This is a genomic window from Paenibacillus eucommiae (genome assembly GCF_017874215.1).
GTDB classification, from domain to species: domain Bacteria; phylum Bacillota; class Bacilli; order Paenibacillales; family NBRC-103111; genus Paenibacillus_AI; species Paenibacillus_AI eucommiae.
In genome coordinates, this window is sequence record NZ_JAGGLB010000013.1 from 199,115 (window position 1) to 220,200 (window position 21,086).

At 46.6% G+C, this 21,086-nt stretch carries 14 protein-coding genes; 1 reads left to right on the top strand and 13 read right to left on the bottom strand.

Features of this window, described 5'->3' with window-relative positions; translation table 11 throughout:
* Positions 1-26: 26 nt before the first annotated feature.
* Positions 27-3,638 carry a fibronectin type III domain-containing protein gene (locus J2Z66_RS19585; RefSeq protein WP_209973472.1) on the bottom strand — a complete coding sequence of 1,204 codons (3,612 nt, stop codon included), beginning with the start codon at positions 3,636-3,638 and terminating at the stop codon, positions 27-29.
* Between the two features lie 304 nt (positions 3,639-3,942).
* Here J2Z66_RS19585 and J2Z66_RS19590 point away from each other — a divergent pair, with 304 nt between their 5' ends.
* Positions 3,943-4,794, top strand: coding sequence for a helix-turn-helix transcriptional regulator (locus J2Z66_RS19590; protein WP_209973474.1), 852 nt, complete (start codon positions 3,943-3,945; stop codon positions 4,792-4,794).
* Positions 4,795-5,716: 922 nt separating this feature from the next.
* Here the strand turns inward: J2Z66_RS19590 and J2Z66_RS19595 are convergent.
* The 12 genes from J2Z66_RS19595 to J2Z66_RS19650 all read right to left on the bottom strand — a co-directional run bounded on the left by J2Z66_RS19595 (position 5,717) and on the right by J2Z66_RS19650 (position 21,083).
* The gene (locus J2Z66_RS19595; protein WP_209973476.1) at positions 5,717-6,562 is read right to left on the bottom strand and encodes a carbohydrate ABC transporter permease; all 846 of its coding nucleotides are present in this window, start codon (positions 6,560-6,562) and stop codon (positions 5,717-5,719) included.
* Positions 6,563-6,586: 24 nt separating this feature from the next.
* The gene (locus tag J2Z66_RS19600) at positions 6,587-7,465 is read right to left on the bottom strand and encodes a carbohydrate ABC transporter permease (protein WP_209973478.1); all 879 of its coding nucleotides are present in this window, start codon (positions 7,463-7,465) and stop codon (positions 6,587-6,589) included.
* 114 nt (positions 7,466-7,579) lie between these two features.
* Positions 7,580-8,962 (bottom strand): ABC transporter substrate-binding protein, encoded by a 1,383-nt coding sequence (locus J2Z66_RS19605; RefSeq protein WP_209973480.1) that lies wholly within the window; start codon positions 8,960-8,962, stop codon positions 7,580-7,582.
* A gap of 49 nt (positions 8,963-9,011) precedes the next feature.
* The gene (locus tag J2Z66_RS19610; protein WP_245375674.1) at positions 9,012-10,118 is read right to left on the bottom strand and encodes a Gfo/Idh/MocA family oxidoreductase; all 1,107 of its coding nucleotides are present in this window, start codon (positions 10,116-10,118) and stop codon (positions 9,012-9,014) included.
* 69 nt (positions 10,119-10,187) lie between these two features.
* Positions 10,188-11,189: an ornithine cyclodeaminase family protein gene (locus J2Z66_RS19615; protein WP_209973482.1), complete on the bottom strand. Its 1,002-nt coding sequence runs from the start codon at positions 11,187-11,189 to the stop codon at positions 10,188-10,190.
* Positions 11,190-11,343: 154 nt separating this feature from the next.
* On the bottom strand, positions 11,344-12,681 hold the full coding sequence (locus tag J2Z66_RS19620; RefSeq protein ID WP_209973484.1) for a neutral/alkaline non-lysosomal ceramidase N-terminal domain-containing protein: 1,338 nt from the start codon (positions 12,679-12,681) through the stop codon (positions 11,344-11,346).
* A gap of 163 nt (positions 12,682-12,844) precedes the next feature.
* On the bottom strand, positions 12,845-13,627 hold the full coding sequence (locus tag J2Z66_RS19625) for an SDR family oxidoreductase (RefSeq protein WP_209973486.1): 783 nt from the start codon (positions 13,625-13,627) through the stop codon (positions 12,845-12,847).
* Positions 13,628-14,128: 501 nt separating this feature from the next.
* Positions 14,129-14,911 carry an IclR family transcriptional regulator gene (locus J2Z66_RS19630; protein WP_209973489.1) on the bottom strand — a complete coding sequence of 261 codons (783 nt, stop codon included), beginning with the start codon at positions 14,909-14,911 and terminating at the stop codon, positions 14,129-14,131.
* Positions 14,912-15,154: 243 nt separating this feature from the next.
* Positions 15,155-17,791, bottom strand: a complete 2,637-nt coding sequence (locus J2Z66_RS19635; RefSeq protein WP_209973491.1) for a GAP1-N2 domain-containing protein — start codon at positions 17,789-17,791, stop codon at positions 15,155-15,157.
* Entirely contained in the window at positions 17,788-19,059 is a 1,272-nt protein-coding gene (locus tag J2Z66_RS19640) for a TRAFAC clade GTPase domain-containing protein (protein WP_209973492.1), read from the bottom strand. The genes J2Z66_RS19635 and J2Z66_RS19640 overlap by 4 nt, the downstream gene beginning before the upstream one ends.
* A gap of 52 nt (positions 19,060-19,111) precedes the next feature.
* Positions 19,112-19,750, bottom strand: coding sequence for a hypothetical protein (locus J2Z66_RS19645; RefSeq protein WP_209973493.1), 639 nt, complete (start codon positions 19,748-19,750; stop codon positions 19,112-19,114).
* Positions 19,751-19,799: 49 nt separating this feature from the next.
* The gene (locus tag J2Z66_RS19650; RefSeq protein ID WP_209973495.1) at positions 19,800-21,083 is read right to left on the bottom strand and encodes a vWA domain-containing protein; all 1,284 of its coding nucleotides are present in this window, start codon (positions 21,081-21,083) and stop codon (positions 19,800-19,802) included.
* Positions 21,084-21,086: the final 3 nt, after the last annotated feature.

Genomic DNA, 21,086 nt, shown 5'->3' on the forward strand with positions numbered 1-21,086 from the left:
CTATTTTATACCGCTATTTTATGATGCTACTTTATGATTTTCCTGGCAATAATCACTAGATCCTCGATATCGATTTTGCCATCTCCATTCAGATCGGCTTGCTTGATTTGCTCCCAATCCGGACTGCTCGTGTCTTTGCCATAATTAGCGGCCACGATGGCCAAATCGCCGATCGTCACTTTATTATCATGGTTAACATCACCAGGAAAACCCGATATAACTTGAACGTTAATCGATGACAATGCTGCCGCATATTCAATGCCTTGACCGTCTGCCAAAGTAGCACTGCTGACCTTGATTTCACTTGTTGCTGCTCGCGATACATGCTTAGCTCTGAACGTGAGCTCGACGATTTCAGCTTGAGCAGTGATCTCGTTGCCTGCTCCTGTACTGGCTAAAATCAATTGAATACTTCCAACTGGGCTTGTTACAGTCTCAAGCAGACTGACCCCATCTTTGATCGATACAGCCGAAATAAATTCTACGACTGCAGGATCGTAAGTAAGGAAAATATCCTGTGCATACACCCTTGCAGTAACAACACCTAGACCGTATTTCACTTTAAACATCTCCCCTCCCGAGACCGAGCTTGCCTGAGTCGTTAAGGAGGTTGCAGGTGCATCGGAGTTAGTCCTGACGTTGATCGCATTTGAGTAATCTGACTGGCCAATTACGTTCACAGACTTTAACTTATAATAGTAGTTCGTATCTGGGCTGAGTCCGCTGTCTGTATAGGTATTTCCGATAACCGGTGCATCATTCAATTTCGTGTAGCTGCCGCCCTCCGTACTAGATCGGTATACATGATAAGAGTCTACAGAATTAGGCTCTTCACTGGTCCAGCCGATGGTGATTTCCTGCGCATTCTTTGTCACTTCAGCCAGGTTTTGCGGTAGGTCAGGTAAAGTGATGGTGAGTGCCTGCTTATTCTTCACTCGAATCATATCAAAAAATAAATAAGTAGCGCTGCTTGAAGTTTTCAGAACCTTGACCTTATGCGTCCCATACTCCAAATCATTCCTTTGATATACAGTTTGCATCACCTTACTAACTACATTTTCATAAGTATTTACCGTTTTATCCAACAAATCGTCTATATAGACTTCCATCGTACCGCCATTACGGTCCGTCTCGAAAACAAGATCGATACCCGTGCCTGTGAACGTATACTCGAAATATGCACCTTGCGCAGTCGTATAGTGAATGTCATCCATATAGTCGCCGATATTCCGTGGATACGGATGGCTGGAAAACCAGTTCGTGTATGAAATAGACGTGTCCGTATCATTGATTAATGCTATGGATGTCTCTGTAAAATCTGTAGATAGCGCATATAATCTTTGTTCCCCAGGCTGAAAAGCAGCGCTCAACTGCCCACTGGAGCTGTTGTAGCTGGTGCTGATTTGCTTACCTGTTTCCTTAGATATTTCAGTGACATTATTGGGCTTATCGTTCAAATTGAAGGTGACGGTTTTGCTATTTGCATAGTCTCTGTTCACAACCAGCACATAGCTCCTCCCCTCATTGCTAGTGTAATGACTTATTCTCATATTGTCTGTAGTGCTTGCCGGTTTCCAAAAATATCCCTCAGGAAGTGGTGTTAGGTCGGTTTGCAGGCTGCCGCTCCTATATATATTTTTCAAGTGAAGCTGATTTAAGACCGGCTCCAGCTTGGCAGGCAAATCATCTGCTGTAGTTACAGTCACAATCGGAGAAAACTTGGACTCTCCCACACCGTTAGCTGCAGTCACCTTGTAGTAGTAGGTCGTATCTGCCACTAAAGCGCTGTCCGTGAAAGCGGGTTCTGTTAACGGATTTGTATTCAATCTTGTATACACGCCTGTCGCATTTTCCGCACGATACACGTTGTAAGCATCAATGTTGGATCCTTGCCCGCTCCAAGTAAGAGCAATTTGGCTCGGGTCGCTGTGATCTGCTGTCAGACTTTTCGGAACAGTAGGAACTGAAATGATAGGCCCCGATCCTATTTCTACCCGCAGCATGTCAAAGTATAAAGAACCGCCCGTCTTCTTTACGACCTTTATTGTGTGAGTACCTCTGGTTAAATTATTTTTTTGAAATAAGACTTGCTGCTGTTTTGTTGCAGCGTCTGCATAAGTAGATACGGTAGCTTCTAGCTTATTATCGAGATAAACTTCAACTTCTCCGCCGCTTTGGCCTGTTTCGCCAATAAGCTCAATCCCGGTTCCAGTAAAGGTGTATTCCATAGAGGCACCACTCGTGGTAGTATAGTGTGCATCCTCTTTCTGGGCATTTTTGGATTGCAGCGACCAGCTTCCGGTATAAATAATTGTCGTGTCCGTATCATTCACATCTGCACTAGGCTGCAGCTCGAATCCGGCAGGCAGTGCATACAGCTTGCCCTCACCGGGCAAGAATGTCGCGCTTACCTCACCTGTTGTGCTGGAATAGTTTGTACTTTCCTCGGAGCCAGTCTCTTTGGAGACTTCCGTAATGGTGACAGGTTTCGCAGGCAAGGTGAAGGACAGGGTTTTGCTGTTGATATGGTCTCTATTTACTACCATAATATAGTTTCGTCCTTGAGCATTGGCAAAGTGTGATATCAGCAAATTATCATTTGTACTTGGTTTCCAGAAATAGTCCGGCGGAATTGCCACAGTCCCAGCGGGCACGCTGCCATTAACATAGACGTTCAGCGATGTGAGACCCATCAAAGTCGGTCCTAAAGCTGTAACTTCTGCACCCAACTGGCTGGCTGGAGCGTACAGATCCGTCTTGTTTCCTGTTTTATCTATGATCGCGGGTTTGAAATCAAAGCCAGGAATGTTAGGTTGAAACCATGTAAACCAATACACCCCTTTAACACCATAGGCCAGAGAATTATACATGTGCCATCTTAACTCATTGGCATTAGGCCTGCGCAAATCATTGCCAAGCCCCACGGACTGCAGATAGAGCGCTGTCTTCACATGCGTCTGCAATCCGATAGTTCTTAGATCTCTCATATCCAAATAAAAATTGCCATCAATAGCGGTCCCGGTTCCTACAAACGGATAGCGGTCCATCGTCAAATACTTTAAATTACGTGCGTCAACTTCATTTACCCATGTTTTTAGATAAGTCGTATATGTCGTTCCCGGCACTCCATTGCTGGGAAATAGATTAACATTCGATTGCGAGTCAGGATCGTTATATAGAAATCGCTTATAGACATATGCGGCTCTTGAAAGTGCAGCCATCCCCGGCTCGTCAATAATATAATATCCGCTGGTTGCAGGATGATCTTTATAGGTGCTGGCGATCGCATCGATATCTTGATTCGTTGCGCTGTTCATCAGAAATCCGCTTCGCTCATCGGAAACTTGTATTGTAATCCCTCTTGCTTCTGCTAAGTCAAGCGCTGTCTTCATATGCTCGATCGTTTTAAATTGAGTGTCATTAGGATAAAAGGACTGAATTAGATTTACATGCGCATCTTTTAAATAATCGTATTGTGCTGCATTCGTATAGGGCCAAGTCGGCATAAAAAATGCGCCAATCTGAAATTCATCGTCAGTGGCTGCATGCGCAGCATTCGCGAATGAAAAGGAAATTGCCGCAATACTAACGAGGAAGGTGATGAGCAGTGTACATAGTCCTGTTCTTTTTTTTCTCATTTAATTCGCTCCTTTATTTAGCAATATTTTTTAAAGCGCTTTCAGTTTGTGCAAGTGCATCGATTTTGCCTATGGAAATCACCCCTCCACTCCTCATTTTTTCACCCGAAAAAAGATGTTGTTTTACTAAGCTGCTATTAGTTATTTGTCTTAATTAAGTGTACAATATAGAGTGTAATCCGTCATTGCACTGTGTATCACACTTTACAATCATTTGATCATGATGTATGGGCACTAATGTTCATAGTTACACATTGTAATTGAACTATGTTGACATACTTACATACAAACGAGGTGAATGGGATTGAAAATACGGATCAGCAACACACTGACGATTAGTGAAACCGATGAACTCCCCAAGGGCGGCATTCATGTAAATACCTTCGAAATCTTATATATCACCAAAGGAACTGCAAAATTTCATTGGGCTGATCATTGCTGCGAAACAGTGGCTCCTGCTATTTTTTTAGTTTCTCCATCCACACCGCATATGGTAGAAAGCATAGGCAAGGAAATCAGCACCTTTTTTCTGGAAATAACGGAAATGAATGATCACTTCTTCACTACATCTATTGTAGACAGCTGGAATATGATGCAATCCCAAGAGCCAACCGCCTCTAGTGCTTATTTCCATACCGCGATTCAACACTCCTTAGATTTTATTTGCCAACTTATCCATACATACGAAGCTATGCAGCATGAAAACCTCCAGCAGATCTGTTTGCTCGAAGTTCAAAAGATTTTCAAATTGATTGCCTATATTCTTATCTACACCTCCAACCAGGCCCACAGCCCAGATGAGAGAAAATGGAGTACACACGAAACCATCGATATCCTTAAAAATTATATGGAGTGGCGATACATAGACGATATCACGCTCAAAATGTTGTCCCAAATGGTGAATTTCAACCCTTCCTATCTGGTTCGTATTTTTAAAGAACGTACGCAGTACACTCCTATCGAATATTTGCAGCTGCTCCGCATGAACGCGGCAGAAAGCTATCTAACAAGAACTAACCTTCCTCTGCAAAAAATCATAGAAAAGACAGGCTTCAACAGTGTGCACTATTTTTGCCGGCTCTTTAAAAAAAAATATGGAGAGAGCCCCATCCAATGGCGTAAAAACAATGTTAGAGAATTGTTACCCTGCACTTAACCGTAAGTTAAACTACTAGATGTACGATTCACGCTCAAATAATTGCATGTTCGATAGCGCTTACATAAGGAAAACACTAGAGAGCGTTACGAGAAGAAATGGCTATGGGCTCCAGCCACTGTTAGAGATTTGTTCCCTTGAATGAAATCTTTAAATGCGGGCGCTCAAGCTCTTCCACCCACAGCCGTTCCCTCTCTCAGCCTACAAAGCGCAGAACAAAACCATTCTCAAACGGACAGCCCGCTAGGAATGAAGAGCTGAGCGGATCTGCTACTTTAGCGATGTTTTTCATCGTTAAAAGCACCAGGTCCGCTTCCCAACCTTACTTTAACAATGAAAAACATCGTAAAATCCCTTTTTCCCACCCACAGAGGCCATCCGTCCTCTTTTAGCCATGAAAAACATCGTTAACGTGACGGATTACCTGGAAACACTTCCTTTAACGATTAAAAACATCGTTAAGTGAAGCTCACTCTCCCATTTCGGGGGGAGGCGGGCGCTAATTGGTGGCTACTTGGACTACTACTTCGGTTGCTACTTTGGGCGCTACCTTGCTACACTGCTACTATCACTCTTCTGCCCTCATCCTCCCCACATCCCTTCTCTCTCAGATTCAAAATGCCGAACATGCCAAACATGCAAACTCCAACGGACTGTCAGCAGAAAACTTGCTTTCCAACTTGCCTTCCTGAGGGAAAGGGATAGTGACCATATAGAAAAACTACACTTCCTTTTCGCTTCCCTTGGAGCAGGAATGACAATACCAATTACTTTATCCCTGCAAAGCTACACCGTATGACAGATAAATTATTCACTCCAGGCTTCAACCAGAAACGTAAACGTTCTACCAAGCACCAAAAAGCCTGCAGCCTTCAAGGCGGCATACAGGCTTATTATCAGCTGCGTTGCTAGACGTCAGCGTTCAACCCTTTAGGGCACCGACGGAAATACCTTTGACAAAGAAACGTTGAAACACGATAAAGAAAATCAGCATGGGAATGAAGGCTACCGTCGCACCTGCCATGGCAAGTCCCAGATTAGTGGCTCCCAAGCCTTGGGACAAGCGGGATACGGCAACAGGCAGTGTCAGCATGTGCTCCTTGTCCGAAATGACCAGCTGCCACAGGTATTCATTCCATCCGGCGACAAAAGAAAAGATACCGATCGCTCCAATCGCCGGCTTGGCCATCGGCACAACTACCATTGTAAATGTCCTGATTTCATTGGCCCCATCTATTCTCGCCGCCTCAAGCAGCTCGTTAGGTACCGATTGCATATATTGCTTCACAAGAAAGACTCCCAGCGGATATGCCAGAAAAGGAACGATCAGCCCCGCATATGAATTGATCCAGTCCAGCTTAGTAATCATCAGAAACAGCGGGATCAGCAGCACCTGATGCGGGAGCATCATCGTGCCCAGCATCAGCCAGAAAAGAAACTTCTTGCCGACAAACTGCTTCTTGCCAAAGGCATAACCGGCCATGGTACTCGTAATAATCGCTCCGAGTGAAATGCAGCCCGCAGTGAACAGGCTGTTGAATAACCAGCGCAAAGTTGGTTTGTCCGTAAACAAATCCTTGTAGTTTTCCAGCGTCGGCATCGCCGGAAACCACTCTGGAGGAACGCTCATAGCGGACAGCTGGATCTTGAAAGAACCGGTGATCATCCAGTACAGCGGCATAATCGCAACTATGGCAATCACCGTAATCATCACCAGGCCAATGACCCTCAGGACATTTTCCGGTACACTTAAATTTTTACTCTCCATAACGTTCTTCCCCGCTTCACATAGTTAGTAATCCGTATCCTGACCGAAAAAACGGAACTGAATCCAAGATATGATCCCGATCACGAAAATCAACACCAGGCCAATGGCTGAAGCATATCCGAAATTAAAAAACTCGAAAGCAGTTTCATACATGCGGTATACAATCGTCTGGGTCCCATTAGCTGGTCCCCCCTTGGTAAGCAGCAGCACCACGACGAACACCTGAAAAACGCCAATAATCTGTGTCACCGTGACAAACAGTGTGGTAGGCTTCAGAAGCGGCAGCGTAATGCGGAAAAATCGCGCGCGCGAATTGGCCCCATCGATCATAGCAGCTTCGTACAAGTCGATAGGAATGCCTCCGAGTCCAGCTAGAAACAAGATGACAGGCTGCCCAAGTGTAAAGGAAACGACCACCAACATAATCATGATTAATGCGGACGAGGGTGTGCCGAGCCATGCCACCGGTTCCATGCCCAAGAGGCCGATCAAATAATTCAGCAGACCGTAGCTCGGGTGCAGAATCCACAGCCAAACCATCGACAGTACAACACCACTAGCTACAACGGGTAAATAAAAGGCGACTCGGTAAAAGCCCTGAGCCCAGCGAGCCAACGGAAACACCACCACCGAAATCAGCAGGGAAACGATGACGATAGTTGGCACACCGCCAACGACAATAAGAACCGTATTCATCAATGCTTTCCAGAACACTTTGTCCTCAGCAAGCTTTATGAAATTGTCTAAACCGACAAATGTTTTCTCTCTCAGTCCAACTTCGTAAAAACTGAAGCCAAGCCCTTGAATTAAGGGAATCAAAGTAAAGATGACAAAAAAGAAATAAGCGGGAAACAGGAAGAAATAACCCCATCTTCCTTCATACAGCCGTTTGAAGAGCACCATTTGATCAACCCCTTCCATTCACATCCAGGAAATAAGGACCGGTGCGCATTCGCCACCAGCCCCGCATTGTCTTACCACCATGCCAAGCTGATATATAAGATATAAGATAAGTACTTATTTCTCCGATAAAACCTTATTCGCCGCCGTCTCGTAATCTTGAAGCGCTTGTGCAGGCGTCTTCTGCTTTAACAGAGCTGCCTGTATTTCCGGCTGCAGCAGAGCCCGGATTTCCGCATATTTGGGATTCGTTAGGCCCATGTCTTCTACACCGCGCTCGTCAATAATTTTTTGCAGCACTTTATAGTTAGGATCCTCGGCCATCGGAATGCCAGCAGATTTCTTCACTGGGAATTGCCCGGCATTGATTGCATAATCTTTTTGATACTGAGTGCTGTTCAGGAAATTGGCAAATTCCACGACCATCTTGCGTTTATATTCATCTTCCTGCTTGAAAATCGCCAGACCTGTAGGTCCAACAGCTACTCCGTTCTTGACATCTCCGTCACTCGGAAACTGAACCATCGTCAAATCGAATTCTGCTTTGGTTTTGCCTTCCTTTTTGGAATTTTCTATCGTTTTCCATAAGCCTAACTGACCGCCATATGCCCCGACCGTTCCAGTTGTGAACAGCGTATCCATATCTCCTGCCTGCATCGATACAGCACTAGGCTGTATGAGGCCATCGTCATTCAGTTTAACCAAATATTCTAGCGCCTTGACGCCTTCTGGCGAATTCAGGGCCACTTTACTGTAATCACTTTCCTTGAATAGCTTGGCACCAAAGCCCCAGAAGAACGAAAGGAGACCTGTATCGCCTTGGGCAGTAGCCACAATGACAGAGAATGGCACTTTGCCTTTGTCCGCTACTTCGCGAATGGCCTGGTCGAACTGGTCAATCGTCCAATAGGGATTATCAGGAGTCGGAATCATGCTTTCCTTGCCTTTTTGCTTCCACAACTCCTTGTTTATTACCAGACCCAACGTCCACGCGAAGGAAGGAAGAGCATGCAGATGACCATTGATCGTGTACAAATCCAAATAGTCTGGGAGATAATCGTCCAATTCTTCCTTAGGTACTAAATCTTCGAGATTTTCCAAAACGCCTTGATGTGCATACTGTGAAGTTCTGCCCAAGTAGTCACGCAATATATCCGGGTTGGTTTGTGCGGTAATCGAAATAGGAACCTTCTTACCCAAATCGTCCCAAGTTAGCGCTTGCACTTCAATTTTCACATTGGGATGTAATTTCGTAAACTCTGCGGCCTGAAGCTTCTCCCAATCGCCGTATTCTTTTGTCTGGTCTTCCAACCCTTGAACTAATTTGAATCTCGGATCGACCCAGTAACTGATTGTGATCTCTTTCTCTTTGGTCCCATCAGCCGTTGTCCCTGCAGGCTCCTTGCTGCTGCCGCCAGCTTCCTGTTTCCCCCCTGAACAAGCGGTAATGAACACCAGCATCGCTGCAAGAAGAATCATCATTATTTTGCGCATTTTCATTTTTTAACCCCTCCATGATTAGTTTGTTGGTTATGCCAAGCTTTTAAATCTACAATTCTCTATTCGGAGCAATCTCCTTAAGAAACACTTCCCGGCCCTGCTGCTCACGGCTGCGAATACCGGCAATAATCAGCTTCATCAGCTCTATGGTTTCATCAAATGGAAAAGGTCGCTGCCCAGTCTGCACATAATCGACGAAGCTTTGCAGTTGGGCCTTGAAGGAAAAGAAAGAATCCTTGGATTTCACAAAGGCATGACCCGCCGTACCGCACAGCTGGAGCAAACCAAAAGATCCCGACATGTCCGAATGTGCAGCAACTACTACGTCCGCCCCGCTTCGGTGCTTGATATGAACAACGTTGCGTTCCACCGTTCCACTGTTGCGGATGGAAACAAAGCCTGGGCCGAGTATGGGATAGATGCTCTCTAATGCGTGAATGCCGTAGCGCTCCCATGATTTTGAAGTCGTTATTGTAGCAAAGCGGATTTCCCCCAGCTCCGACTTCGATAGCCGATAAGGCATAAACTCTTTACAGTAGCGCATCGCACTAGAACTCAAAATCGCCTTTCCACGATTGACCCAATCTGTGAAAACAAGCAAATCTGCCTCATTGTCGACGAGCGGCTTATCTACAAAGACCGGAATACCCGCTTCCACAAAAGGCCGGCAGCGCTCGACATGCTCGCCTCCTTTGTCTGTCGCGACAAGTACACCATCAACGTGGCCGATAACTTCCTCCGGACGGAGGACCACGTTAGGGACCAACGAAGCCCGCGATGCCCGCTTTGCATCCTCAGGGTCATCTGTCCATATGTGCGTTACCCTTGCACCCTGAATTTGCAGCGTTTCCTTAGGCTCCTTATCCAAATAAACTGGAATCCCCGGATATGGACAGTGCTTCATTTCTTCCGGGTCGTAACCGTTGAAGATCGCGCTCCACGAATAGGGGTGGCCATTGCCATCGACCATGCCAAGCATCGCGAGACGCAGCGGTTTCGTGTTCGTTGCTGATTCTCCATTCGTTGTTGGTTCTGTATTCGTAGTGCGTTTCGCATTCGTTGCCGGCTTCTCGCCCTGCTCCAGCGTCACAAGTCGCTCTAACTGCTTAGCTGAGGAACTCCCGGAAGCCTCAAAGCTTTCTTCATGCGCTCTCATTGAAAGTCTCCTTGTTATATGGGATCATAGTGGCTTGCCGATGTTGCAAATAAGTTCTGATTGTTTAAGCTACACAAACGAAAAGGAAAAGCCGCCTCCTTGCGCTTTGATCCTATCCAGCACCACCTGCCCTATCGCAACATCCAGCGCGCCCGTCCCGATTGGGATACACAAGATGCGGCCGTTTTCGTCTTCTACCGTTTTTGTACCGACTGCAAGCTCGCCAATCGTAGCGTATAGATGCTTCTCCTCAATCAATCCTTCGGCGTGGAGTTTTTTTAAGGCCCCCCGATGCAGCGCTTGGCTCACATGATCGACGATAATCTTGTCGGCATTTAGGATTAGCGCATCCTCGCATTCCTGGTATGAGCCCATAGGGAAGACGACAGTCCCTGGCTTGATCCAGCTATCGCGAATGAATTTATCTTTGGATGGCGTCACTGCAACTACAGCATCTGCATCGGCGGCTTGCTCTGGAGTATCGGCAATGATGATTTCTCCCTTTACATAGGGCTTCATGTTTTCTTTAAAGCGCTGTGCCGATTCCTTACTGCTGTCAAACACCCTCAATTCCTCGATATCAAAAATCTCACTGATCGCCATCGTTTGAGTATGCCCTTGCATGCCAGCCCCATAAAGACCGAGACGGATTGAGCTTGCCTTTTTGATATATTTCAATGCAATAGCCGTCTGCGCTCCCGTGCGCATATTAGTAATATGCGCCCCTTCAAGTATGGCTGTAAAATTCCCTGTATGAGGATTCACGAGTACAATCAGTCCGGTCAAATAAGGCAGACCCTGCTTCCTTCTTTCCCCTAAAAATCCGCCTACAAATTTCATCCCTGCTGTGTCTAGATGGCCTACATAAGCAGGCATCGCATTCATAAATCCCTCATACGGAGGATAAGCCGACTCCTCACCAAGATCCAGCGTTACCTTCGTCGGATTTATCGTTGTACCTTCACCAAAGCCTTGAAAGGTTCGATCGCAAATCTCAACAACGTCTTTCATCGTCAAGCATTTCTCAATGCTCGCCTGGTCAATTAATAGCGTCCCGTCTGTATGTTTCATTGCAGCAGCTCCTTCTTGCAAATCATCTTGCAAAATCCTTCTTATTCTTGTATCCCTTCATATGTAGCTTTGCTCATTGTAGGCCTGCACGTTGTAGCTTTGATCGTTGTAGCCTTGCTCGTTTTACGCTGTAGCTTTGCTCGTTCCGGCGCATTCACTGTCCTGTTTTTCCAGCCATACGATTCAACTGCTCAACAGCCCGTTCAGCGAAAAGCTCCCCGGCACCCACAGGATTGCGGCTGTTATTTCTGACTCGCGGCTCATATCCGCCTTCTTCATATGCTTTCCGTGTATATACATATCCTACAGTCGAGCCATTGCAAAGCGTATTGAGCATCGTTTGGGAGAATGGCGATTCCCTTTTGATCTGTAGGCCCAGCTCGACAAACAGTTCTCCCGGAAGCCCAACTATCGCACATTCCCCTATGCGGAACACCTGAATTTCGATTTCGGTGGAGCTAACCGGGTTATCCAGAACCTCCAGCAATTGCCTGGCGAAAAAATGCTCATTATCAATCCGGGCAGGTCCCGAATAATGTCCTTGCGGATCAGGGGTTATTGTCAAAATCCGTTTGGCCTCCTCCACCTCATCATGGGTAGGACTGCGAAACTCCATTTCAAACAATACACGATCTACCGCTAATACCGGCTCAGTGATACTTGGTTCGAGAAAGATCTTTTCCCGCACCTTCAGCACTTCTCCGGCCAATATACGTCCCATCGTACGATAGTGCTCCTCGCCAGGGGGATTCCTTTTCATAAAATTACAGTGGTTGATGTCTCCACATGCACCTAGAAGGAATAGACTGACAACCTGCTCACCCAGCACCTGCTTTAAAGTACGGCTCAGCTCTCCAGGAAAATCGGCACTGTATTCAGTACCTCCCACTGTATCTGTGTGGCACGCAAAGCAGGTAATAACTCCAATGGGCTCCCCATTCGTATCATCAATGCGGATAACCTGGACGTCGGAATCGATAGGACCAGCGGGCCGGACAATCTCAGAGTTCCCGAAGCCTGGATTCGTTTGCAAAGTGTCATCGGCCATCCAATAGCGACGGTTATAAGAAATTCCGTTCTCTTCACCTGTGCCAAAACCGATTCTGGCCTCCCGTTTATTGCGGAAAGCAATCGCAGCAGCATCCCCCGCCTTGGCCACCAGCCAATCAAGGTATGGCCCACTATCGCTGCCATCAAATCCAGGACGGATCGGAGGACCCGTATGAGTGTGAGTCGTCGAGACCATAATATGGCTTTCCGCTATACCGGTCTCTTCTTGAATACGTCTGCGAATTCGCTGAACCTCCTTTCTTGTCAAATTGAGCGCATCAATCACAACCATCACGGCGTTGACGTCAGCTGTCTCTACAACAAACGCCTTTACAAACAACTCATCTCGAACCCCTGTACCCTTTCTCTCACTCAAATACCCGGGTATTGAACTACCTAATGCAGGTGTAATCTGGATTTCATGCATACCGCACCGGATCATATCCATTCCTCCTTTTGCTCTAGCCCCTAATTTCAGTCGGTTATTGGGTGTTCTAACATCGTGCTTATATGTTCCATGCCCCGAAATCACCCCCTTCAACTAATGTCAGCTAATGGATCCTATCGGCTTATTTCGTCTTAGCAACTTGAGTGCTATCTTCCTATTATTTCGCCGTGTATCCACCATCAACAGGAATATTAGCAGCGGTAATATACTTCGAAGCATCAGAAGCCAGAAAAACAATAACTCCCTTCAAATCCGTATCATTTGCCATTCTACCCAGCAGTGTCCGCTGCTCATAACGCTCGACAAAAGACTCAGCAGCCTGAGGTGTCCAATAACCCCCAGGACTGATACAATTGCAGCGTACATTAGACGATCCATACTGGCTTGCTGTAAAACGGGTGAAGTTGATCATACCAGCTTTGTTAAAGAAATAATCCGGGTTCACACGTGTGCCCAGCCCCTCGTACATCGTCACGTCAGGTCCTACCATACCGTACATGGAACCGATATTAATGATCGATCCGCTCTGCCTGGCAGCCATCCTGTCTCCAAAAGCACGTGTGACCACAAACAAGCCTGTTGCATTAACGTTCATGCTCTCAGCAAAACGTTCACTGCTTTCTGCCCAACCGTTTTTCATAGTTCTGGCCACAGCATTGTTGATTAGTATATCAATACGGCCTTCAGCCTCCTCGAGCTGGTCCCTGGCTGCAAGAACGGTGGCTTCAATTCCTTGATCCATATACAATGCCTTAACCTCATGCCCCGTCTCACGAAAGCTCTCCTCCAATTGCAGCAGCTGATCCTTACGACTTGAAGTGAAATAAGTTATGGCCCCTGCCTCAGCCAGTGCCTGAACGATCTGTCTTCCATATTTACCAGCTCCACCAGTTACAAGTGCAACCTTTCCTTCAAGTGAGAACGATTTCAAAACAGTCATATGAATGCCTCCATTTTCGTTTTTTAGTTTTGTACTTTTGTTAGTAGGTGCTTGACCTTGAAAATAATTTAGGTTTAGATGAGTTTGGAGAAAATCTCAGCTAGATTTCTTAAACCTGCAAAAGTGCAGGAATTTAGGGCTTAAACTTCCGAAACGGGCTAGGAAATGGAGAATTCCTGTATATTTGCAGTAATTCGTTTTATCCGGTTAGAAATGGCCCTAAAATGATGTATATTTGCAGCTTTTTTGGGCGTGCAGATCAGGTTCGGCTTGGATCATCGATTATTTTGAAGATATTCAGGTCAGTCAGCACGCCAAAATGATAGGCAGAGGTTAATCAAGCACTGATTTAGGTGTTAAGCCTTAGATTAAATGATTTGTTTTGATGATTTATTTTGAAATATCCCCAGATTTTCTCTTATTAAGAGACCACGTCTCATCATAAGCCCGAAAGTAAAGGCTTCCTTCGCAGAAAGCCACACTCAATAATCGTTCTATCCTTCAAAACATCTCCTTGGTGACATACCCCAAACGCTCCGATACGAGATTAGCACAATTTACGACCAAGTCTGCTATCTTCTCTAAGTTCTCCGTAAGAGCGATACGTCCTCCCATGCTGATTGCCGCTATGACTTCGCCAGTTTGATCGCGCACAGGTGCTGCAATACAGCGAAAGCCTACAGCCATCTCTTCGTTGTCGACCGCATAGCCTGTCTCGCGAACCTTCCTCAGCTCCTCCAAACTAGCCTCTATAGTGGGGATCAAATGAGGCGTGCTTACAGCAATGTCCTGCTCTTGCAGCAATCTCTTTACCTCATCCTCCTCTTTCCAGGCCAGCAGCGCCTTCCCTAGCGCCGTTGTGCTAAGAGGCTTGCGCACCCCGACCGGCGCATTCATGCGCATTGATTTCATTGGCTCCTGATTGATCAAATACAAGACTGAGCCCTGCTGCAAAATCCCCATATGAGCAAGCCCGCCGGTTTCCTCAGCCAGCTGTGGCAGCACGCGTCTCCCTTCAGCCATCAAGCTATTATTCATATAGACCGACCCGAGCTCAAATGCCATCGGCCCTACCTTGTATTTACCGGTTTCTGTCACTTGCTCAAGCAATTGATGAGACTGCATCGTGGCCAACAGCCGATGGACTACACTTTTGTGCAGCTTCAGCGCTTGTGCAACCTCTGTAATACCTAACGGCTTTCTTTCCTGAATAAACAATTTAAAAATCTGAAAGGCACGATCGACAGACTGGACCAAAAAATAGGGTGAATTATCCGACTTCATGAAATCCTCTTTTCATTCATCATTTCTCTAATTAAGAGACGATGTCTCAATATAATTATAAACTGCATAATTGATTGGTGTCAACAAATCTTTATTCTCTTCTGCAGCTTTGCCGACATCGACCGCCACCAGCCATTTCTGCCAGCGGCGGATAATATCGGAACCTATTCCAGACTTGCATTCGAACTTGCATTCTAACTTACATTCGGACTCGCATCACGCATCGTACTTACTCGAAACTTACTAAGGGTTCGCACTTGGACTTGAACTTGGACTAGCACTCGGACTCATTTCAGGACTCGAACTCGGGCTAACTCCAGAACTTGCATCAGGGCTTGCCCCTGGACTTCCTTCCGGGCTCGGGCTAGGCACCGGACTTTGACCAATGCCATTATTGGCAGTCTCCACTGGCGAAGGCACTGGTGTCCCCTCGATTTGCTCAGGGTCGGCGGAAGGCGCGAATGCTTTGATGATCGACATGACAATAAGCGTAAGCAGCAGCAAGGCCACGATAATTAGCCCAATAAGGACGGGCTTTCTTTTATTTAGAGAAAAAAAACGGACGAGAGCGTTCGATTGCTCCAATCTGATATCTTTGATCATTTTATTGAAGACGGCATTATCTGAAGACATCAGCTTTTTGAAGATGCTGCGGTTTTTTAAAGCTTCTTTGTCTTGCTTGATAAAAAAACTGCGAACCGCCTGCTTATAAGGAGTGGACAGATTTTGATTTTTATCCAAAAACTTAGGCTGGGAAACGGCCCAAATCAGGAAGTCATACACTTCACCTGTATCTTTGGTTGCACGATGCACATAAGCTAGCATTTCCGCAAACAAATACGGGTAATCATTCTTGGACTCTTTAGAGTATTCCTGTGCGCTTCCGCCCTGTCCTTTACTGGAATAGAACGCATAGGTGATTTGTTCATAATGCTTCCGCCCGATTCGGTCGCGCAGAAAGAACTGCAGCATAGCTTGCGCTTGCTCCCATTCCGGCTTGCTTAGCTGATTGATCGAGCTTGCTATAACCGCTTCCTGTGCCTGTTCTTCACTCAGCACCACAGATACGGCACGCAGCACCCGCAGCTTCTCGAGCTCTTGCCGGCCAAGGCTGTTTTCTAAAAAGCCGGATTTGTTTTTTACAATATAGTCCAACTTTTGAAACTCAATTTGGGTTATATTAGAAACATCTAGTTCAGACAGGATGTACATGGAAATCCATAGCTCTATATCATCGCAGAAGCTTTCATACTGCTTTTTATTGGCATTTTTATTTGTTTTTTCATACAATTGGTCCAGAAATTCGCACATGCTCTTGCCTGCTGCAATTTTCTCGCTTTTATCGCTGCTGTCACTTTTTTCCAGTAACTCCTTGATTTTGCGCAAGCATTGCTCTTTAAAGAACAAGCTGGTTGCGGCATCCTCGGCATTCATAACCCAAAACAGGATTTCTTCCTGCAGCCCTTTAACCGACGTCAGCTTCTGCATGCGGCTCTGTATATAATCCTCATACACCTTGGTGAAGCGTTCCTGCGTATGCATAAGCGCAATGACAGACTTGAACAGCTCAGGCTGCTTCTGCATGGCTTGAAAAACCTCAGGTGTGTAACTCGGATCCTCGTGATGCTGCCAGCCATTATACAGAAAATAGACTAAAGAGGTGACCAGCTTGGACTTCGCTTTCTCTCCGCTGATCCGGTAAAAATGCATCAACCCATTCAAATACTCCAAAGACGGGGTGCTTCCGTTTTGAATCAAGGATATTTCCTCGGCAACCAGCTTCCATATCAATTCGCTCATCCGCGGCTTCAAAGGCATCGTGTCCGCATCCAAATAACTGAGAATACTGCTTATAACGCCTTCCTTGTTATCCCGATAAATCGCTGTGTCACCTAGCTGCACAAGAAATAAGGCGCTTAGCTGATAATAAGTTGCTATAGCCAGCGTTTTGGAAGAATCAGAGCCCTGCAGCGCTTCTTCGGCAAACTCGTAGAAAGCCGTCAGAACCTCTGGACGCTCCTTATGATCCCAGGCAAAGTCCAGATAATATTGATTCTGCTCTTGAAGACCTACATTAACAAAACGCCGATTCTCAAAATCAAACAAGTAATCCTTATCCAAGTTTCGATCGCCGCCGCGGATACTGCCTTTTTCCACGAACATGACGTTGATGTGCTTCTTGCCTTGAGGCTCGTTGCTGTAAGTCGTAAACCCGAAGTGCCTGCGCATCTCATAAGGGAGGCAATGAAACATGATCTCCAGCAGCAAATTTGCATACAAAGAGCTTTGGGTAACATCCACGTCCAAGGCGATATACACCTTTTTGTTACTGGAAATGGACATCATGATGGCCCATAATAGCTGCTTGAACACCCTCTCATCGATCCCCAGCTTGTCCAAAACAGCCTGCTGGCTCTCCAAATGCGAGTCTTGATTGTACTCCAGATGATCCAGCTCAGGAAGGATCTTCCCTGATTGAGCATCATAATGCGATTCAAAATGTTCAATCCGAAACATCGGACTGACCTGCCGCAGCATGGACTCCACCCGATCTGGGGGAAAAATGTAATTATGGACAAATATAGTATCCCTTTGACCTGTAAAATCCGCCCCGGCGAAAATACTTCGTCCTATGACGAGCTCCCCAGAGTCAACATGGAATACCGTCAACGATTCCGGATACAAGGACAGATCCTGCTCGCCGCGCTGGCGCAGCTCCTGTGGTGCGTGGTACACGCAGAAGGGATGCAGCGTCTTTTTGATAAAACCGTTGTCCAGTGAAGGCGATTTGGCTATGGTATCCAGACCCTCGTTGGTCCGGAAAATGCCCTCACGGCCGCGGGTATATACCTGCTGCAGGATTTTGCTTTCGGTATTCACCTGCTGTCGCCCCCTTCAATGTATCCAAGCTTGTAAAGCAGCCAAACAAAGGGCTCATCAACCCGGGTCGGGTTCACTACTCCCTTGATTTGCTTGTTCACAGGATTGCTGCCTAAAGCAGAAACAGCGAAATAAGCTGTGTTCGTAAAATAAACATCTACGGCATCTTTAAACGGTCTGTCCACTTTCTCAATAAACCGCCCGATTTCTCCGTTGATATTCTCAAACTCATTCAAATCCAATTGCTTGGTATGCACGACATTGCGGAACACATTGCTGTTCGACTTAATGTACTCCCCGTCCTCTTCCTTCAAATACTGCAGCATATCACTTTTGGTCAGGATAATGGCAGTAGGAATGTCCGTCTTGCTTTTCTCCTCATGACCAATGAAATTCTCGAACAAGGTAATGACGACCTCACGGGGATCATCATATCTGGACGTAAATTCCTCTTCCTGCCGCTCGCCGAAATTAATGCGCAAACGATCGCGAATCGTACGGATTTGCAGCGGATCGACCATAAAAAGAATGCCAGCGGAATTTTTGATGTGGGACGCGTAGAGATCCAAATATTCTTTGTCTACCATGCCCTCGCCGGCAACATCAAAGAACACCAGCGTAATAGGAGCCAGCTCCTCATCCTTAAACACAAATTGAAAAATAAAAGGCTCCTGCTTGGACTCCTTCTGGGTGGATTCAAGCATCATGCCCCGATCAAAGATAGGCTCCTCATAATTAAGCCGAAATCTCCGGCTGATATCCGCATTAAGCGGCATACAGGCTGCATTGAAATTAGAAGCCGTTATATGCTGCAAGGTATGTATCAGAGAGGTCATATACACCGATTTACCCACCTGTGCTGCCCCTACGATCGAAATAATATTGCTGGGCACCTTGCCGGATGGGATAGGCAGCTCATTGTGGCAATTCGGGCAAAGCCGTTTCCTTGTCATGATTCCGTGACGATCGGTTATGCCTACGAGCACATGCTCGGAAATGATTTTGTACTCATCCGGTACAGTGTTCGGGTAAATAACTGCCTCGATCTCATCGATCGGAGAGAGGTTGAATTTCTCGCGGTATTTGTTCAGCGCTTCGTCTTCCTGCAAGGCGTAATCCTGATCGTCATCACGATGATGAGCGGCGCGGAATACAACCTCATCCGGTTCGAATTTGCTGAAGCAGTAAGGGCACACAATCGGATAAAAAGGAGGCTTGATCTTGACCGGCGCTTTTTTCTCGAAAAGGTCTTTTAAAAACTTCAGCATATCCATTCTCCTTAGTGTTTGATCTTAAGATCTTAACAAACTATCCTGGCGTTTATTCTGGAATCAATTCATACATTTCTCCATACTTCTTGCCATCTGTAAAAAAAAGCTTGATCTGATCCTGCTTCTGGATCTCAATTTCAGGCAGGGCATTCCGGCCGGGCATGATATCATGAATGAAGGGGTACATGGTGCCGTCATCCTTTTGCAGTGGAAAGGCCCCTTCTTTTTTTACATAGCAGAGCGCTTCCTTCGGTACAAGCACTTCACTGTTCAGTTCAATACGCACACTTCTCAGCTTGCTGAAAAAGGATTTGCTATATTTGATGGAGTAGACAATTCTTGCCTTCCCCGTACTAAACCGGATTTTGTTATCGGCATCCTCCTGCTTCAGGATCAGCATATCGCTATCCTTCATCTCACAGGGATACACGCGAAACGTATAGCTTCCTATCGTCTCCAGTCGTACACTATAGCCTGCTTTAGCTTTATATTCCTCGCGGGTGTAGAGCTTCATGGAGCTGCTTGAGCGCTCTTCCACAGGCAATTCCTTGTCCGCTGCGAAGCCGTATATATAGACGAACTGCACATCCTCCGGCCATTTCCAGGTCAGGATACACTCATTATTGTGAATCCGCTGCCCCATGTCGGTAATGCGCCGCTGTTCAGGTACAGTGTCCTGCCATCGCATCCGTTCCCCACCCGCCTTTTATCGAAATCTTCCTTCTAGTTAAAAATAATCAGTGAAAATCTTTATGGGTATTTTGATGTTGGCTTGAGCCGCGTATTCCCTTTCTTCCACTGCGCTGATAGAAACGGCTGCCAGCTTCCACAGATGCCCCTTGCTTGTAAGCAACCATAACTGTCGACAAGGAAAGCACAACAGCAAGCACAATATCCGCCGCCGCGCGATAGGCTGCAGGTGAAAACGCAGCGCTCTTCAGACCCTGCTCCAGAATCAATCCGGCGATAAGTCCAGCGATTGCCCCCCCGATAGAGAAACTTTTCGCCAGAAAACGATTATCGAAAATAATGCCCAGTGACAATCCCATAAGGGCTCCAAGGATAAGCAGGAACAGAACTCTCAGAATGATGTAATAATAGCTGTCTACAGACGAGCCCGTTCGCTCTCCGACCAAATGCCAGGAACGGTTCGCCTCGTAGATCTTGGCATACACAGACGATAGCTGGCGCACGTCTTCAACGCTGTGGTAAGTACCACCCGTCTTCGATGCTATTTGCCGCAGCAAGTTGTTGCCCTGCACGTCCGAAGCGTTGACGCCGACCGTACTGATAGCAATCTGCTCGTTCCGGTAAGGAGCAAGCGCCTGTTCTAAATCAACCTCGCTGTAGCCATCTGAAATAAGAATCAGCATGCTCTTCCGGTTGTCTCCCTTGACCGCGTCAATTTGCTCCATAGACGTGGCTAAAGCGGCTCCTATGTTCGTCCCTCCGATAGGAGGGCCGTATGCATCCAGCTTCGAGATGACCTCATCTTTGGCAGCCTGATCATTCAATGCCACCAGCGGCTGCAGCAGCTCCGCCTGCTCGTTAAACGTGATAATCGCACTGCGTTTATCAGCTTCCATAGATTGAATCAATGCTTTGGCACCTTCAAAGCTGTCCCGGCTCGGATCGGTCTGGAGCATACTCTCCGATACATCTATCGCCATCAGGATATCCCGTGGAGGCTGATATTTGCCGAGGTAAAGCCCATACACGAGTTGCCCGACGCCTCCCGCTATCAAGAGCAGCAGCAGCGTTGCCGGAATCAGCAGCTTCCAGCCGTCCTTGGCGTAGCGCAGTCTCCAGCCCTTGCCGTTAAGCTCCGGCATAATCAGCTCAGCCAACAGGCTCAGCAGACCTATCCACAGCGCTAGCTGTCCGAAATACATGCCCATAAGCAGCATGTTCGGAACCCGCCCTTCTCCCCAAGAAAGGATTGCTTCTCCCGACACGAAGCCGGCTACGCCTCCGATTAGACAGAACAATACGAGAAGCAGATTTATTTTACGTTGATACATGGA

What these genes read in the sequence shown, in the direction of transcription:
- J2Z66_RS19610 (WP_245375674.1), bottom strand. Translation starts at nt 10,118, where the DNA reads ATGAGAGCGCATGAAGAAAGCTTTGAGGCTTCCGGGAGTTCCTCAGCT.
- J2Z66_RS19645 (WP_209973493.1), bottom strand. Translation starts at nt 19,750, where the DNA reads ATGCGATGGCAGGACACTGTACCTGAACAGCGGCGCATTACCGACATG.
- J2Z66_RS19620 (WP_209973484.1), bottom strand. Translation starts at nt 12,681, where the DNA reads ATGATCCGGTGCGGTATGCATGAAATCCAGATTACACCTGCATTAGGT.
- J2Z66_RS19640 (WP_209973492.1), bottom strand. Translation starts at nt 19,059, where the DNA reads ATGCTGAAGTTTTTAAAAGACCTTTTCGAGAAAAAAGCGCCGGTCAAG.
- J2Z66_RS19605 (WP_209973480.1), bottom strand. Translation starts at nt 8,962, where the DNA reads ATGAAAATGCGCAAAATAATGATGATTCTTCTTGCAGCGATGCTGGTG.
- J2Z66_RS19650 (WP_209973495.1), bottom strand. Translation starts at nt 21,083, where the DNA reads ATGTATCAACGTAAAATAAATCTGCTTCTCGTATTGTTCTGTCTAATC.
- J2Z66_RS19600 (WP_209973478.1), bottom strand. Translation starts at nt 7,465, where the DNA reads ATGGTGCTCTTCAAACGGCTGTATGAAGGAAGATGGGGTTATTTCTTC.
- J2Z66_RS19595 (WP_209973476.1), bottom strand. Translation starts at nt 6,562, where the DNA reads ATGGAGAGTAAAAATTTAAGTGTACCGGAAAATGTCCTGAGGGTCATT.
- J2Z66_RS19630 (WP_209973489.1), bottom strand. Translation starts at nt 14,911, where the DNA reads ATGAAGTCGGATAATTCACCCTATTTTTTGGTCCAGTCTGTCGATCGT.
- J2Z66_RS19585 (WP_209973472.1), bottom strand. Translation starts at nt 3,638, where the DNA reads ATGAGAAAAAAAAGAACAGGACTATGTACACTGCTCATCACCTTCCTC.
- J2Z66_RS19625 (WP_209973486.1), bottom strand. Translation starts at nt 13,627, where the DNA reads ATGACTGTTTTGAAATCGTTCTCACTTGAAGGAAAGGTTGCACTTGTA.
- J2Z66_RS19615 (WP_209973482.1), bottom strand. Translation starts at nt 11,189, where the DNA reads ATGAAACATACAGACGGGACGCTATTAATTGACCAGGCGAGCATTGAG.